We start from the raw sequence: 15,353 nt of genomic DNA on the forward strand, positions 1-15,353 counted from the left end.
CAGATGCTGTCGCGTACCGCCGAAAACCTCTACTGGCTCGCCCGCTACGTCGAACGGGCCGAATATCTCGCGCGCACCATCGATGCGACGCTGCGCGTCACCGCGCTTCCCGCCGCCTATGTCGGCAAGACCAATGAATGGGACTCGGCGCTGCTCACCGCCGGCGTCGCCGCCAGCTTCTATCAGACCTACGAGGAAGCCAACGAGCACAACGTCGTCGACTACCTCTCGTTCTCCGTGGACAATCCATCCTCGATCAGGAACTGCATCGAGGCGGCGCGGCTGAACTCGCGCTCGGTGCGCACAGCGCTGACCAGCGAGATGTGGGACACCATCAACTCGGCCTGGATCGAGCTTCAGGCGGTCTGGAGCAAGGGCACCTCGACGCGCGAGGACCTCGCAAAATTCCTGCGCTTTGTCCAGGAGACCTCGCTGCGCTTCGACGGTTCGGCCTACCGGACCATGCTGCGCAACGACGCCTACTGGTTTTCGCGGATGGGCGTGCATTTGGAGCGCGCCGACAACACCGCGCGCATTCTCGACGTGAAGTATCACGTGCTGTTGCCCGAGGAGGAGCATGTCGGTGGTCCCCTGGACTTCTACCAGTGGAGCTCGATCCTGCGCTCGGTCTCGGCGCTGACGGCCTATCACTGGGTCTATCGCGAGACGCTGAAGCCGTGGCTGATCGCGGATCTGCTCATCCTCAACGACACGCTGCCGCGCTCGCTCGCCAGTTGCTACGGCAATCTCGTGCGCAACCTCGACCAGATCGGCGTCGCCTATGGCCGCCAGGGCCCGGCCCAGCGCCACGCCCGCGGCATCCGTAACCGGCTGGAACACAGCAATATGAACGACATTTTCCAGCATGGCGTGCATGAATTCATTCAGGAATTCATCACCGACAATTCCAGGCTGGGCGAAATTATCACGAAGCAGTATTTGATCTGATGAACGCCGTCATTCCGGGATGGTCCGAAGGACCAGACCCGGAATCTCGAGATTCTCAAGTGCGCAATTACGCACTAGAGTTCGATGCTGACGCATCGCCCGGAATGGATCAAAACCACCATGCGCCTGCGAATCCTGCACACCACGACCTATCGCTACGAGCCGGCGGCCAGCAGCGTAATCCAGATCCTGCGCATGACGCCCGGCAGCCATGACGGCCAATATGTGGCGGAATGGCAGATCGACGTCTCGACGGACACCAAGCTCGACACCCACGAGGACGCCTTCGGCAACGTCACCCATGTGCTGTCCTGCGGGCCCGTCGGCGATATCAAGATCACCGCCGAAGGCCTGATCGAGACCCACGACACCGGCGGCGTGCTGCGCGGGACCGACGAGCGCTTTCCGGCCGGCATGTTCTTGCGTGCCACCGACCTCACCTCCGTCAATCCCGCGATGATGGCGGTCGCGCGCCAGTTGCGCAGCGAGGCCGAGAGCGACACGCTCGGCTTCCTGCATACGCTGATGACCGAGATCGCCGATCACATGACGTTCGACGAGGACCCGACCAACAGCGGCACCTCGGCGGCGGAGGCGTTCACGCTCAAGCGCGGGGTCTGCCAGGACTACGCGCACATCTTCATTGCCTGCGCCCGCTCCGGCGGCGTGCCGGCGCGCTTCGTCTCCGGCCACTTCCTGCGCGCGGACGGCACGGTGCATCAGGACGCCGGGCACGCCTGGGCGGAAGCCTTTGTGCCCGATCTCGGCTGGGTCGGCTTCGATCCCGCCAACAGCATCTGCGCCACCGACGCCCATGTCCGCGTCGCGATCGGGCTCGACTATCTCGGCGCGGCCCCGGTGCGCGGCACCCGCTATGGCGGCGGCGCCGAGACGCTGGCCGTGGCCGTGAAGGTCGAGCAGGCCGGCCGCGGCGGTCCGTCGCAATCGCAATCCCAACGGCAGAGCTAGGCGCAGCCGTTCGAGCGCATCGGTCGTGCTACACTCGCGGGGATCGAAGCTGCCCCCCCGCGAGGTACCCATGGCCACCGTAAAACTGCTTTCGGACGATGAACTCTCCACCGAAGCGCGCGCCGTCTTCGACGATATCCGCAAGGTGCGAAAGTCGGACTTCGTCAACAATTTCTGGCGCGCGCTGGCGCATGATCCGAAGACGCTGCGGCGGACCTGGGAAAGCATCAAGGAGGTGATGGCTCCCGGCGCGCTCGATCCCAAGGTCAAGGAAATGCTTTATGTCGCGGTTTCGATCGCGCATGGCTGCAGCTACTGCATTCACTCCCACACCGCCGCCGCGCGGGCCAAGGGCATGACCGAGGCCGAATATGCCGAGCTGCTCGCCATCGTCGGCATGGCCGCGGAGACCAACCGGCTGGTCACGGCGCTCGGCGTGCCGGTCGACGAGGCGTTTCTCGTCGATGCCGCGGATTGAGCGGCAGAGCTGGCTGCCACGCCTCGGAATGACGACCTTCCCCCGGGAATCGGGGGTTGGACCGGCTCCCGAAATTCGCTAGTAATTCCGCGCAAACGCGTTCGGGGACTGGAAATGACCTATTGTTGCGGAATCCTGGTTCGGGACGGTTTGGTGATGATCGCCGACACCCGCACCAATGCCGGCCTCGACAACGTCTCGACCTTCCGCAAGCTGCACATCTTCTCAAAGCCCGGCGAACGCATCATGGCGATCGCCAGCGCCGGCAACCTCGCCATCAGCCAGTCCGTGCTCTCCACGCTGACCGAAGGCCTGGAGGACCCCAACACGGGCGAGGTCGAGACGCTGATGAACGCGCCGACCATGTTCCAGGCCGCCCAGCGCATCGGCCGGGCCATCCGCGCGGTGCACGCCACAGAAGGCCCGGCGCTGAGATCCGAGGACGTCTCGTTCGACGTCTCGTTCCTGTTCGGCGGCCAGATCAAGGGCTCCCGGATGCGCCTGTTCATGATCTACACCGCCGGCAATTTCATCGAGTGCACGACCGATACCCCGTATTTGCAGATCGGTGAGCACAAATACGGCAAGCCGGTGCTCGACCGCGCCATGCATTACGACGTCGAGCTCTACGAGGCGCTGAAGACCGGCCTGATCTCAATGGATTCGACCATGCGTTCGAACCTCGGCGTCGGCCTGCCGATCGACGTGCTGGTGGTGCGCGCCGATGCCTGCGATGCCGATCTCAACCATCGCATCGAGGCCGGCGAGCCCTATTTCCACGATCTGCGCTCGCGCTGGTCGGCGGCGCTGCGCGCGGCGCACCAGAACATTCCACGGCCGCCCTACAAGAACGAAAAAGAACCCAAAACCTGACAGCATGAGAAAAGGCAGGAAACAATGAGTGAAGCAAACAAGATCGCAGTGGTGACGGGCGCCGGCACCGGTGTCGGGCGCGCCGCGTCGCTGGCATTGATGAACACCGGCTTCACCGTGGTGCTGGTGGGTCGCCGGCTCGACATGCTCGAGGAGACGGCGAAGCTCGGTCCCGCCGGGAAAAGCCTGTGCGTCACCGCCGACATGACCAAGCCGGATTCCATCGCCGCACTGTTCGACAAGGTGAAGGCCACCTATGGCCGGCTCGACGTGCTCTTCAACAATGCCGGCATGGGCGCTCCCGCGGTGAACTTCGAGGACCTCAGCCTCGAACAGTGGCAGGCGGTGGTGAACACCAACCTCACCGGCCCGTTCCTGTGCACCCAGCACGCCTTCCGCATCATGAAGGACCAGACCCCGCGCGGCGGCCGCATCATCAACAACGGCTCGATCTCGGCGCATGCGCCGCGCCCGTTCTCGGCGGCCTACACCTCGACCAAGCACGCCATCACCGGTCTGACCAAGGCCAGCAACCTCGACGGCCGCATGTACGACATCGCGGTCGGCCAGGTCGACATCGGCAATGCCGCGACCCCGATGACCGATCGCATGGTCAACGGCCCCGGCGTGCTGCAGCCGGACGGCACCACCAAGCACGAACCGCGCATGGATGCGAAAGCGGTCGGCGATGCCGTGGCCTACATGGCCGGCCTGCCGCTCGACGCCAACGTGCTGACCATGACGGTCATGGCAACCAAGATGCCGTTCGTCGGACGGGGTTGAAGCTAAAATTGCGAAAACAACCCCATGCACAGTAGGCGTCAAGAGGCGCCTGCTGCTGCTTGGCTGCGGGGGTGACGCGAGTTAAGTCCACGAGCTATCTCAACAATCGTCATTGCGAGCGCAGCAAAGCAATCCAGAATGCCTCCGAGGCAAGATTCTGGATTGCTTCGTCGCTTCGCTCCTCGCAATGACGTGGAGAGAGCGGAGGCCTACTCCAAGCTCTCCACCTGCCGCAGGCTGGGAAACAGCTTCATCCAGAGCAGCGCCACCGCAACCGTGGCGACGCCGCCGAGCACGGCGGCGGGCATGGCGCCGAGCAGCGCGGCGGCCACACCGCTTTCGAACTGGCCGAGCTGGTTCGAGGCGTTGATGAACAGGAAGTTCACCGCGCCGACCCGGCCGCGCATCTCGTCGGGGGTGGAGAGCTGCACCAGCGAGAAGCGGATCACGACGCTGATCGTGTCGGCGGCACCGAGCACGGCGAGCGCGAGCACCGACAGCCACATCCAGGAGGACAGCGCGAACACGATGGTGGCGAGGCCGAACACGATCACGGCCTGGAACATGCGCAGGCCCACGTGCCTGGAGATGGCGTGGCGTGCCAGCACCATGGTCATCAGGAGCGCACCGACCGCCGGCGCGGCACGGAGCACGCCGAGCCCGACCGGACCGGTCTGGAGGATGTCACGGGCATAGATCGGCAACAGCGCGGTGACGCCGCCGAACAGCACCGCGAACAGGTCGAGCGAAATGGTGCCGAGGATGGCCGGATTGCTGCGAATGAAGCGAACGCCGGCAAAGATGTTGTCCGAGTCCATCCCCTCCTTCGCGATCGCCTGCGGACGCGGCCGGATGAAGCCGGTCAGGATCATGCCGAAGATCCAGAACAGCACCATCACGGCGTAGGCGAGATGCGGGGAAACCGCATAGGCGAAGCCGCCGAGCGCCGGCCCGGTGATGGTCGCGACCTGCGCCGCGCCGCTGGAGACGGCGGTGGCGCGCTGAAGCGAGCCCTGCGGCGCGATCAGCGGCAGCAGCGCCGCCGTGGTCGGGCTCTCGAACGCGCCGGCAATGCCGAGCACGAAGGTCGCGATGAAGATCTGGACTTCGCCGACCGCGCCGAGATAGGTGATGATTGCGAGATAGAGCGCGGTCGCCGCTTCAACGAGCTGGCAGAGCTGGACCACGCGCTTGCGCTCATAGCGGTCGGCGGCGTGGCCAGCGACGAACACCAGGAGCGCGGTAGGCAGGAACTGCACGAGGCCGACCATGCCGAGGTCGAAGGCCGAGCCGGTGAGATCGTAGATCTGCCAGCCGATCGCGACCGCCGCGATCTGGCTGGAAAAGCGCGACAGGCTGCGCGAGAGCAGGAAGAACAGGAACGCGCGATGGGCGAGAAGCGCGCGGGCGCTGACCGGCGGGTGTCCGGATATTGGTTGCTCTGACATCGCCTTTTGGGCCACCCTCAGACCGCTCGCCCCCTCACTGTCGAAGGCCCCCGCGTGGCCGAGGTGGCCCCGCTTGTCAACAGTGGGGCGCTTCTGGCGGCCCCCGGCATTGCCTTTGCAGCGCCGGCACGGCCATAATCATTGAGGGTTTGGGGACATTATGCTGCGCTTGCAATCGGCACTCGGCATTTTCGCATTGCTGTTGATCGCCTTCGCGTTGGCGGAGAATCGGCGCGCGGTGTCGCTGCGGCAGGTGGCGATCGGCCTCGTCGCCACCTTCGTCACCGCGATCGTGCTCCTGAAGCTGCCGGTCGTCGCGCACGCCTTCGGCGCCATTAATGACGCGGTCGGTGCGATCTCGGCAGCCTCGCGCGCCGGCTCCGCCTTCGTGTTCGGCTATGTCGGCGGCGGCGCCCTGCCCTTCGACGTCAAGGTGCCTGGCGCCGATTTCATCCTGGCGTTCCAGGCGCTGCCGATCGTGCTGGTGATGAGCGTGCTGACGACGCTGCTATTCTACTGGCGCGTGCTGCCGCCGATCGTGCGCGGCATGGCCTGGCTGCTGGAGCGGACGCTCGGCGTCGGCGGCGCTGTGGGCCTTTCGACCGCCGCCAACATTTTCCTCGGCATGGTCGAGGCGCCGCTGTTCGTGCGGCCGTATCTGAAGCAGATGACCCGCAGCGAATTATTCCTGGTGATGACCGGCGGCATGGCGGGAATCGCCGGCACGGTGCTGGTGCTCTATGCGACGCTCCTTGCTCCTCTCATTCCCGACGCGGCCGCGCACTTCGTCATCGCCTCCGTGCTGGGCGCGCCGGCCGCGATCCTCGTCAGCCTGATCATGGTGCCTGAAACCTCCGACACGCGTACCGGCGGCACGCTCGAAGATCCGGAGATGGAGGTCTCCAGCACAATGGACGCGATCGTGAAAGGCACCACCGCGGGGATCGAGCTGCTGATCAACATCGTCGCCATGCTGCTGGTGCTGGTCGCGTTGGTCTATCTCGTCAACGCTATGCTCGGCCTGCTGCCGAACGTTGGCGGCGCCGCGATCTCGTTACAGCGCCTGCTGGGGCTGGTTATGGCGCCGGTGTGCTGGCTGATGGGATTGCCATGGGATCAGGCGGTGACGGCCGGTAGCCTGATGGGCACCAAGACCGTACTCAACGAATTGATCGCCTATGTCGACTTCTCGAAGCTGCCGGGCGATGCGCTCGACCCGCGCTCGCGCCTGATCATGCTGTACGCAATGTGCGGCTTCGCCAATTTCGCCAGCCTCGGCATCATGATCGGCGGCCTCGGCGTGATGGCGCCGGAGCGGCGCGAGGAGATCAACGCGCTGGGATTGAAGTCGATCGTATCGGGGACGCTGACGACTTGCTTGATGGGCGCGGTGGTGGGAGTGTTGGCTTGATGCCGTAGGCCGGATGAGCGCAGCGAGTATCCGGATCAGGTTCGCCGCGGAGAGACTTTCCCGGATGCCGCTACGCTCTCATCCAGGCTACGAACCGGTCATTCCGGTCAACTGCACAATTTCGACTTCTGCAAGATGCGGCGCACCTCGGCCAGCTTGGCACGGCACGGCTCGGCCGCCATGGCTTTCGCCTCGCTTTCCCGTCCCTGCGCCCACAACAACACCGCCATCAGGCCCTGTGCGCCGGAGCGCACCGGCCCACCCGCCACATCCGAAGCTGCGAGCGACATGGCGGTTCGCGCCTCCGTCTCCGCCGACCTCAGGTTGGCTTGTTCCAGGAAGAAGACCGCGCGGAACACGTGAGCCCGCGCGTCTTTCGGATAGCGAGTGACGAGATCGAACGACCGGCTGACCATCTCGTCAGACTTCGTCGGCACTTCCGATGCGCGGATATAGTGCACGGCATCGGCCATGTAGGACGAATAATGCACGGCGGCGAAGCCGGCGCAGATCAGAGATCCGAGGGATGCTGCAAGCAACGTCATGCCGGCGCTCCGCGGCAGGCTGTCATAGGACCAGAAGGCGAGCCACGGCGTGATCGCAAGCGCGGCGCCGGCCACCGCACCGCCTGCATGGGCATAATAGTTGACATTGCCCGAGGCGCCGAAGGCCAGCGGCAGCAATGCGGGCACGCCGAAGAAGAGCGACGTCTTCAATCGCGATATGGTTTGATCGGCGTCCGCTTCGGGATCGAAGCTCGCGACGAACAGTGCGGCGATGAGCCCGGTAATGGCGCCGGACGCGCCGACGCCCACCGTGCCGGGGCCATTGCCCAGGAGAGAGCCGGCCTCACCCGCCACTGCACTGGCGACGAAGATCAGCGCAAACCAGCCACGGCCGATCAGAGACTCCAGCCTGACGCCGACGATGAACAACCCGACGCAGTTGCTGATGAGGTGCCACCCGCTGCCGTGCAGCAGCGGCGCAAGGCCAATCCTCCACCACTCTCCTCGTCCGACAACGAGATCGTAACCGGAGGCGCCCTGAGCGATCAGCGAGCGGACATCGAGGTCACCGTCCCGCGCAACGTCGATGGCCAGACCGCGTTGCAGAGCGAAGATCAGAAGCAGACCAAAAATCAGGCCAATGGTGAGGAAAGGGATATCGGCCAAAAGCTTGTTGTCGCCAAAAAGCGTCCCCTCACTAGGCAAGGCCTGTGCGGGGTCGCGCACGACCTCCCGAACGATCGGCGCAGCGACGGGTTGAAATGACGCTCTTGAGGGCGGCGCCGCAACGCCGCGTCGGCCAAAAGTGTTGGTCGCCATGAAAGCACTCCCGCGTTTTCACAGCTTTGAGTTGACGGGAGAGGTATTTTCGACTGGTTAGCGCCCGCCCTGCGGGACAGCTGAAACCATCCAGCTGGTAAGTGCCCGGTTTCGCAGATCTGGTGCTTTTTACCGATCGTGACGGGAACGCTGACGAACGTGTTTGATGGGCGGTGGTGGGGCTGGAGGCAGCGAGGGTCCTGTAGCCCGGATGGAGCGCAGCGCAATCCGGGAAGGTCTGCGTCGTCGCAGGCAGCGGCCCCGGATTGCGCTTCGCTCCATCCGGGCTACGAACCTTCATCGCAATGACAAAGGAGACAGATCGGCCTACGCCTTCAACTCCACCGTCTTGAACTCCGCCGGCAGGATCACCTCCAGCAATTCGACGTCATCCGAATAATCCAGGATCATGTGCTTGATCTTCGGCGGCTGGGTCCAGGCGCTGCCTTCCTTCATCAAGGTCTCGCCCTGCCCGTCCATATAGGTCTTCACCCAGCCCTTGAGCACGTAGACCATCTGGAAGTCGACGTCGTGAAAATGCAGTTTTGACACCTCGGCCGGATCGCAAGGACCTTGCAGTCGGATCACGTGCGCTTGCGCGAGGCCGTGGCTTGCGTCGGCGATGCCGAGGTCGCGGTATTTCGCGTAAGCGCGCAGGCCATCGGCCTTGAAGTCTTCCTCGCGGTGATGGCTGATCGCGATGCGCTGCCTGGGCCGCGCCGGCTTCTTCGGCGCGGCGGTGCGGGCCTTCGCCTTCACCGCCTTGCGTGCCGAGGATCGCGCCGCCGCTTTGGCGCCACTCCGCTTCTTCGTTGCGGGTCTTGATGCCTTTTGCTTGGCCATTGTCTGCCTCCCTGATCTGAGCCGCGCCCGCCGGACGGGTACAACCCGAGCACAGATTATCCAGTCTTGGATGACGCGGCAATTGCCGGGCGCTAGGCTGGCGGCTCGATGACCCGATCGGTCGTAGCTTGTCCCAAGCTGTCGTGGCGAACGGCCGTCGTCTCGTATTCGTTCTCCCGCTGAATTAATCTCGAAGAGAGATTCTGGGGGATTGAAGCCATGGGCAACAGCGTAGGTCAGCGTGCATTTCAAAATGCCCGGCTTCAGAAACGGCAAAAAGCCGAAGTGCTGCCGTTGCTCGGGCATGCGCTCCAGCTCCACAAGATGGGGCTTCTCGCCGAGGCCCAGGCTGCCTATCGGCAACTCCTGCAGCTCGCGCCCAACCAATTCATGGCGCTGCACATGCTCGGCGCTTTGGAGTCTGATGCCAAAAACTTTCAGCAAGCCGAAATCCTGCTGGGCCGAGCGGTCGCCGTGGATCCGCAATCTGCCGATGCTCATATGAGGCTGGGCGTCGCGCTCAACGGGCTGCGGCGTCACGACGAGGCCTGCGCGAGCTATCGAAAGTCCCTCGCCTTGCGGCCCAACCACGCCGCAACCCTCTCCAATCTCGGTAACGCGAACGTGGCCCTCGACCTTCACGAGGAGGCGCTCCACAGCTACGACAAGGCGATCGCACTCAACGCAAGCCTTGCTGAAGCCCACAACGGCCGGGGTTGGGCGCTGTGCCGTCAGCGCAATTATGACGAGGCCGTCGCAAGCTTGAACCGCGCGCTGTCGATCAAGCCCGACTATGCCGCGGCGCTGGCGAACCGTGCCACGGCTTTACGGGAACTTCAGCGGTTTGACGAAGCGCTGGCAGACGGCAATCAGGCAATTGCGCTGGCACCCGACGACGCGAATGGGTGGCTCGCGCGGGCCAGTGTCCTGCTCCAGATCCAGCAAATTGCCCACGCATCCCACGACTGCCAGCAGGCGCTCGCGATCGATCCAGATTCCATTCAAGCTCACCTGGTGCTGGGTCTTTGCCTCGCCGGACTTGGCCGGGTCAATGAGGCCCTCGCCAGTTTCGACAGAGCCCTCGACATCCAGCCTGACCTGCAGAGCGCGATCTCCAACAAGATATTCACGCTCGATTTTGCGGGGGACGCCACCGTTGAACGGCATCAGCAGGCGCGTCAGGTGTGGTGGGAGCGTGTCGGCGCGAAAATCGCTTCAGGCGCGGCGAGACCGCATGACAACAGCCGCGATCCGGATCGCCGTCTGGTGCTCGGTTATGTCTCGTCGGATTTCAACGCGCATTCGGCCGCGTTGATTTTCAAGCCGGTGCTCCAACACCATGACCGGGCACAGTTCGAGGTCGTGTGCTACGCTTGTTCGTCGAAAGTGGATGCGACGACCGGCGAATTTCAGGGGATCGCCGATCGATGGCGCGACGCCTCGCAATGGACCGAAGATCGCCTCACTGCCGAGATCCGCGCCGACGGCATCGACATCCTGATCGATCTGTCCGGCCATACCAGAGGTAACCGCCTCGGCGTGTTCGCGCGCAAGCCGGCACCGATCCAGGTGCACGGCTGGGGCCACGGCACCGGCACCGGGCTGCCGACGATCGATTATCTGATGTCGGATCCGGTCGCGATTCCTCACGAGGTTCGGCATCTGTTTGCCGAGACCATTGTCGACCTGCCGTGCTTCGTGACACTGGCGTCGCTGCCGACCGAGATTCCGCGGGCACCAACGCCGGCGATCTCGAACGGTTTCGTCACCTTCGGCGTCTTCAACCGCATCAGCAAGATTTCGGACGAGGCAGCGCAGGTCTGGTCCAGGATTCTCGAGCGGGTGCCGGGCTCGCGACTGCTGATCAAGGATGTTGCCTTGGACGACCAGCTGGTGCGCGAAAATTTGCTGGCCCGGTTCGAGGCTTGCGGATTGCCGGCCGAACGCGTCGATCTGCTCGGCGCCACCTTGCGAAGCGAACATCTGGCATCGTTCAATCGCGTCGATATCTGCCTCGACCCGTTCCCGCAGAATGGCGGCGTCAGCACATGGGAAGCCTTGCAGATGGGCGTGCCGGTGGTGGCGAAGCTCGGCAACAGCCTGCCCAGCCGTGCTGCCGGCTCCATCCTCACGGCACTTGGCTTGCCGGACTGGGTCACCGACAGCCATGCGGCGTATATCGAAATCGCAACGAGCCGAGGTTCGCAAATTAGCGAGCTCGACAGGTTGCGCCGCGAGCTGCCCGACAAGATCCGGGCCGCAGCCGCCAGCAACCCCGTCTCATACGGGCGAGCGGTCGACGAGGCCTATCGCTGGATGTGGAGACGCTATTGCAGCGAGGGCGCCTGATCGCCCCTCAGGTGATCACGGGAATAGCGCGTTCGCCCGGCGCAGCTGCAACGGAGATATCGTAGGGTAGGCAAAGCGACTTGTCCGCCGTAGCTCGAAGAGCGAAGGCGGAAGCACGCCCACCTTCCGTGCGCGATCATGGAGAGATGGTGGGCACGGCGCTTAAGCGCCTTTGCCCACCCTACGGGACCGGTGTGCGCCTCAATGCAGCCGGAACACGCCATCCACGGCGCGCAGCTCGGCCGGCTTGATCAGCTTGGAGTGCGCGACGGTGACCGAATGGAGGGGACCGTCGAGCTTTTCCTGCCAGAAGGCCAGGAAATCCTTCAGCGCCGGGAATTTCGGAAACATGTCGTAGTTCTGCCAGACGTAGGTCTGGAGCAGCGAGGGATGATCCGGCATCCGGTAGAGGATCTGCGCCGTCGTCAGCCCGTAACCTAAAAGCTGTTTCCGGAAGTCCTCGGAAACGCCCCCACTCCGTACGCCCATGCCAACCTCCTTTGCAGGAGCGCATTCAAGGGGCGGCCTGGTCGGTGTGCGCCTGACGAGCCACCCGGTACTGATGCGCTCACATGAGAGAATGTGACGCAAACTGACAACCCATCTCAAGCCCAAAAGTTTAACAAGCTGTTGAAATTCAATGCGTTAGCAGCAGAGGCGGCACCGTGCTAATACGGGCTCGGCCTCGGTTAACGATGGAAAAGAGATTCTGGCAGTCCGCGCTTCCGGGTGCTGATTTTTCTGCTAGAAGCCCTTGCTCCCGCAAAATTCCTGTCCTATTTCAGCTTCGCTCGTGCTAGCACTCGCGGGCATTGACTGCTAACATCCCTTGAAACATCAATCTGAGCAAATGCTTAGGAGGACTGCATGAAATTCCGTCCGCTTCACGACCGCGTCGTGGTCAAGCGCATCGACGCAGAAGAGAAGACCGCTGGCGGCATCATCATTCCCGACACGGCCAAGGAAAAGCCCTCGCAGGGCGAAGTCGTCGCCGTCGGCCCCGGTGGCCGCGACGAAGCCGGCAAGCTGATCCCGATCGACCTGAAGGTCGGCGACCGCGTGCTGTTCGGCAAGTGGTCCGGCACTGAAGTCAAGATCGACAGCCAAGACCTGCTGATCATGAAGGAAAGCGACATCATGGGCGTTCTCGACGTCCCCGCTTCCAAGAAGAAGGCGGCCTAAGAGCCTCTCTTTCCCTCCAGTCAAACATTATCCAAGGAAAATTCCAGATGGCAGCCAAGGAAGTCAAATTCTCGGTTGAAGCGCGCGACAAGATGCTGCGCGGCGTCGACGTTCTCGCCAACGCGGTGAAGGTCACGCTCGGCCCGAAGGGCCGCAACGTCGTCCTCGACAAGTCGTTCGGCGCACCCCGCATCACCAAGGACGGCGTCACCGTCGCCAAGGAGATCGAGCTCGAGGACAAGTTCGAGAACATGGGCGCGCAGATGGTGCGCGAAGTCGCCTCCAAGTCCGCTGACGCGGCCGGCGACGGCACCACCACCGCCACCGTGCTGGCCCAGGCGATCGTGAAGGAAGGCGCCAAGTCGGTCGCCGCCGGCATGAACCCGATGGACCTGAAGCGCGGTATCGACCTCGCGGTCGAAGCCGTGGTTGCGGACCTCCAGAAGAACTCCAAGAAGGTCACCTCGAACGACGAGATCGCCCAGGTCGGCACCATCTCGGCGAACGGCGACCAGGAGATCGGCAAGTTCCTCTCCGACGCCATGAAGAAGGTCGGCAACGAGGGTGTCATCACCGTCGAGGAAGCCAAGTCGCTCGAGACCGAACTCGACGTCGTCGAGGGCATGCAGTTCGACCGCGGCTACATCTCGCCCTACTTCGTCACCAACGCCGACAAGATGCGCGTTGAGATGGACGACGCCTACATCCTCATCAACGAGAAGAAGCTCTCCTCGCTGAACGAGCTGCTGCCGCTGCTCGAGGCCGTGGTGCAGACCGGCAAGCCGCTGGTCATCGTCGCCGAGGACGTCGAAGGCGAAGCCCTCGCGACCCTGGTCGTGAACCGCCTGCGCGGCGGCCTGAAGGTCGCGGCCGTCAAGGCTCCGGGCTTCGGCGATCGCCGCAAGGCCATGCTGCAGGACATCGCGATCCTGACCGGCGGCCAGGCGATCTCGGAAGATCTCGGCATCAAGCTCGAGAACGTCACGCTCAACATGCTCGGTCGCGCCAAGAAGGTGATGATCGACAAGGAGAACACCACGATCGTCAACGGCGCCGGCAAGAAGGCCGACATCGAGGCGCGCGTGGCCCAGATCAAGGCGCAGATCGAGGAGACCACCTCGGACTACGACCGTGAGAAGCTCCAGGAGCGTCTTGCCAAGCTCGCGGGCGGCGTCGCGGTGATCCGCGTCGGCGGCGCGACCGAGGTCGAGGTGAAGGAGCGCAAGGATCGCGTTGATGACGCGATGCATGCGACCCGTGCGGCCGTGGAAGAAGGCATCGTTCCGGGCGGCGGCGTCGCCCTGCTCCGTGCCTCCGAGCAGCTCAAGGGCCTGCGCACCAAGAACGACGACCAGAAGACCGGCGTCGAGATCGTGCGCAAGGCGCTGTCGGCTCCCGCCCGCCAGATCGCGATCAACGCCGGTGAAGACGGCTCGGTGATCGTCGGCAAGATCCTGGAGAACAAGGCCTACAATTACGGCTTCGACTCCCAGACCGGCGAATATGCCGACCTCGTCAAGAAGGGCATCATCGACCCGACCAAGGTGGTCCGTACCGCGATCCAGAACGCTGCCTCGGTTGCGGCCCTGCTGATCACCACGGAAGCCATGGTCGCCGAGCTGCCCAAGAAGGGCGGCGCCGGCCCCGCGATGCCCCCGGGCGGCGGCATGGGCGGCATGGACTTCTAAGGTCCAACCACCTCAAGAACTACGAAACCCCGGCAGCGATGCCGGGGTTTTTGTTTGGGACGGACGTTCTCGCGGAACGGCGGCTCGTAGCCCGGATGGAGCGAAGCGCAATCCGGGACATCTCGTGCGACGCAGGCGGCCTTCCCGGATTACGCTTGCGCTCCATCCGGGCTACGAACCTCCGTCATTCCGAGCCTCACTCCACCTTCCCCAACCGCTCCATGCGCGGCTCGCCATCTTCGTCGAGCGACCAGAAGATCCGCGTCACCTTGCCGACGAGATTGTCCATCGGCACGAAACCGAACGCCGACATCATGCGGCTGTCGGTGGAGTTGTCGCGGTTGTCGCCGAGCACGAAGAAATGGCCCGGCGGCACCGTGAAGACGTTGGTGTTGTCGAGGAAAGCGTTGTCGAGGCAGTCGTTGGTGACATAGGACGCGCCGCTCGGCAGCGTCTCGCGCCAACGCTTGACCCTGACGCCGCCATCCCCACCGCAGGCGTTGTCGGCGAGCCCGTCCTCGAGCGCGACGCGCGTCACTGGCCGGTCGTTGAGGATGAGCTGGCCCTGCCGCATCTGGATGCGGTCGCCGGGCAGCCCGACCACGCGTTTGACGTAGTCGGCCGAGGTATCCTTCGGCGTACGAAACACGACGATGTCGCCGTATTCCGGGTTGGCGGCGAAGACGCGGCCCGATATCCAGGATGGCGCGAAGGGAAAGGAGTAGCGGCCGTAGCCATAGGCATATTTCGCGGCGAAGACATGGTCACCGACCATCAGCGTCGGCGCCATCGAATTGGAGGGGATGCTGAACGGCTGATAGAGGACGAAGCGAAACAGGATCAGCGGGGACCACAGCACCGGGACCAGCAGGATCAGGATGACGATCACCTTCCACTCCCGCGATCGCGCCGTCGGCGGCCGGATGGTGTCCTGAAGAATCGTCATGCGCCTGCCCTGATCAAACCCATAGTCATCGCGAGATTACGCAACCTTCGCGCGCGTGCAATCCCACTTCCGTGATTTTGGTCGCACAGGCGCGACTCCGCGTTCATTGC

General features: G+C 63.9%; 14 protein-coding genes. 9 read left to right on the forward strand and 5 right to left on the reverse strand.

The annotated features are described in order from the left end of the window. Positions 1–3: 3 nt before the first annotated feature. The 5 genes from GGD65_RS06870 (at position 4) to GGD65_RS06890 (ending at position 4,051) form a co-directional block, all read left to right on the forward strand. Positions 4–948 carry an alpha-E domain-containing protein gene (locus GGD65_RS06870; RefSeq protein ID WP_018322069.1) on the forward strand — a complete coding sequence of 315 codons (945 nt, stop codon included), beginning with the start codon at positions 4–6 and terminating at the stop codon, positions 946–948. A 120-nt stretch (positions 949–1,068) separates the two neighbouring features. Beyond that, on the forward strand, positions 1,069–1,917 hold the full coding sequence (locus GGD65_RS06875) for a transglutaminase family protein (RefSeq protein WP_183234973.1): 849 nt from the start codon (positions 1,069–1,071) through the stop codon (positions 1,915–1,917). Positions 1,918–1,987: 70 nt separating this feature from the next. Next, complete coding sequence (locus GGD65_RS06880) at positions 1,988–2,395, forward strand: carboxymuconolactone decarboxylase family protein (protein WP_018322067.1); 408 nt, start codon at positions 1,988–1,990, stop codon at positions 2,393–2,395. A 114-nt stretch (positions 2,396–2,509) separates the two neighbouring features. Continuing rightward, positions 2,510–3,268 (forward strand): proteasome-type protease, encoded by a 759-nt coding sequence (locus GGD65_RS06885; protein ID WP_092259186.1) that lies wholly within the window; start codon positions 2,510–2,512, stop codon positions 3,266–3,268. 24 nt (positions 3,269–3,292) lie between these two features. After that, the gene (locus tag GGD65_RS06890) at positions 3,293–4,051 is read left to right on the forward strand and encodes an SDR family oxidoreductase (protein WP_018322065.1); all 759 of its coding nucleotides are present in this window, start codon (positions 3,293–3,295) and stop codon (positions 4,049–4,051) included. A 209-nt stretch (positions 4,052–4,260) separates the two neighbouring features. On the opposite strand, the gene GGD65_RS06895 is transcribed toward GGD65_RS06890, so the two are convergent. Next, positions 4,261–5,499 (reverse strand): MFS transporter, encoded by a 1,239-nt coding sequence (locus GGD65_RS06895; protein WP_183234724.1) that lies wholly within the window; start codon positions 5,497–5,499, stop codon positions 4,261–4,263. A 160-nt stretch (positions 5,500–5,659) separates the two neighbouring features. On the opposite strand from GGD65_RS06895, the gene GGD65_RS06900 reads away from it, so the two are divergent. Further along, positions 5,660–6,910: a NupC/NupG family nucleoside CNT transporter gene (locus GGD65_RS06900; protein ID WP_018322063.1), complete on the forward strand. Its 1,251-nt coding sequence runs from the start codon at positions 5,660–5,662 to the stop codon at positions 6,908–6,910. 107 nt (positions 6,911–7,017) lie between these two features. On the opposite strand, the gene GGD65_RS06905 is transcribed toward GGD65_RS06900, so the two are convergent. Both GGD65_RS06905 and GGD65_RS06910 read right to left on the reverse strand, forming a co-directional pair. Beyond that, complete coding sequence (locus GGD65_RS06905) at positions 7,018–8,142, reverse strand: rhomboid family intramembrane serine protease (protein ID WP_312017687.1); 1,125 nt, start codon at positions 8,140–8,142, stop codon at positions 7,018–7,020. Positions 8,143–8,562: 420 nt separating this feature from the next. After that, on the reverse strand, positions 8,563–9,078 hold the full coding sequence (locus GGD65_RS06910; RefSeq protein ID WP_183234725.1) for a cupin domain-containing protein: 516 nt from the start codon (positions 9,076–9,078) through the stop codon (positions 8,563–8,565). A gap of 219 nt (positions 9,079–9,297) precedes the next feature. Here GGD65_RS06910 and GGD65_RS06915 point away from each other — a divergent pair, with 219 nt between their 5' ends. Next, positions 9,298–11,427, forward strand: a complete 2,130-nt coding sequence (locus GGD65_RS06915) for a tetratricopeptide repeat protein (protein WP_183234726.1) — start codon at positions 9,298–9,300, stop codon at positions 11,425–11,427. 201 nt (positions 11,428–11,628) lie between these two features. Here GGD65_RS06915 and GGD65_RS06920 read toward each other — a convergent pair whose 3' ends face one another. After that, complete coding sequence (locus GGD65_RS06920) at positions 11,629–11,916, reverse strand: usg protein (RefSeq protein ID WP_028141201.1); 288 nt, start codon at positions 11,914–11,916, stop codon at positions 11,629–11,631. Positions 11,917–12,294: 378 nt separating this feature from the next. On the opposite strand from GGD65_RS06920, the gene GGD65_RS06925 reads away from it, so the two are divergent. After that, positions 12,295–12,609 carry a co-chaperone GroES gene (locus tag GGD65_RS06925; RefSeq protein WP_018322058.1) on the forward strand — a complete coding sequence of 105 codons (315 nt, stop codon included), beginning with the start codon at positions 12,295–12,297 and terminating at the stop codon, positions 12,607–12,609. Positions 12,610–12,656: 47 nt separating this feature from the next. Continuing rightward, complete coding sequence (gene groL / locus GGD65_RS06930) at positions 12,657–14,297, forward strand: chaperonin GroEL (protein WP_092259181.1); 1,641 nt, start codon at positions 12,657–12,659, stop codon at positions 14,295–14,297. 196 nt (positions 14,298–14,493) lie between these two features. On the opposite strand, the gene lepB is transcribed toward groL, so the two are convergent. Continuing rightward, a complete protein-coding gene (lepB, locus tag GGD65_RS06935; RefSeq protein ID WP_183234727.1) occupies positions 14,494–15,243 on the reverse strand; it encodes a signal peptidase I in 750 nt (249 codons plus the stop codon). Between the last annotated feature and the right edge of the window lie 110 nt (positions 15,244–15,353).

Origin of the sequence: Bradyrhizobium sp. CIR18 (assembly GCF_014198295.1) — a bacterium.
Taxonomy (GTDB): domain Bacteria; phylum Pseudomonadota; class Alphaproteobacteria; order Rhizobiales; family Xanthobacteraceae; genus Bradyrhizobium.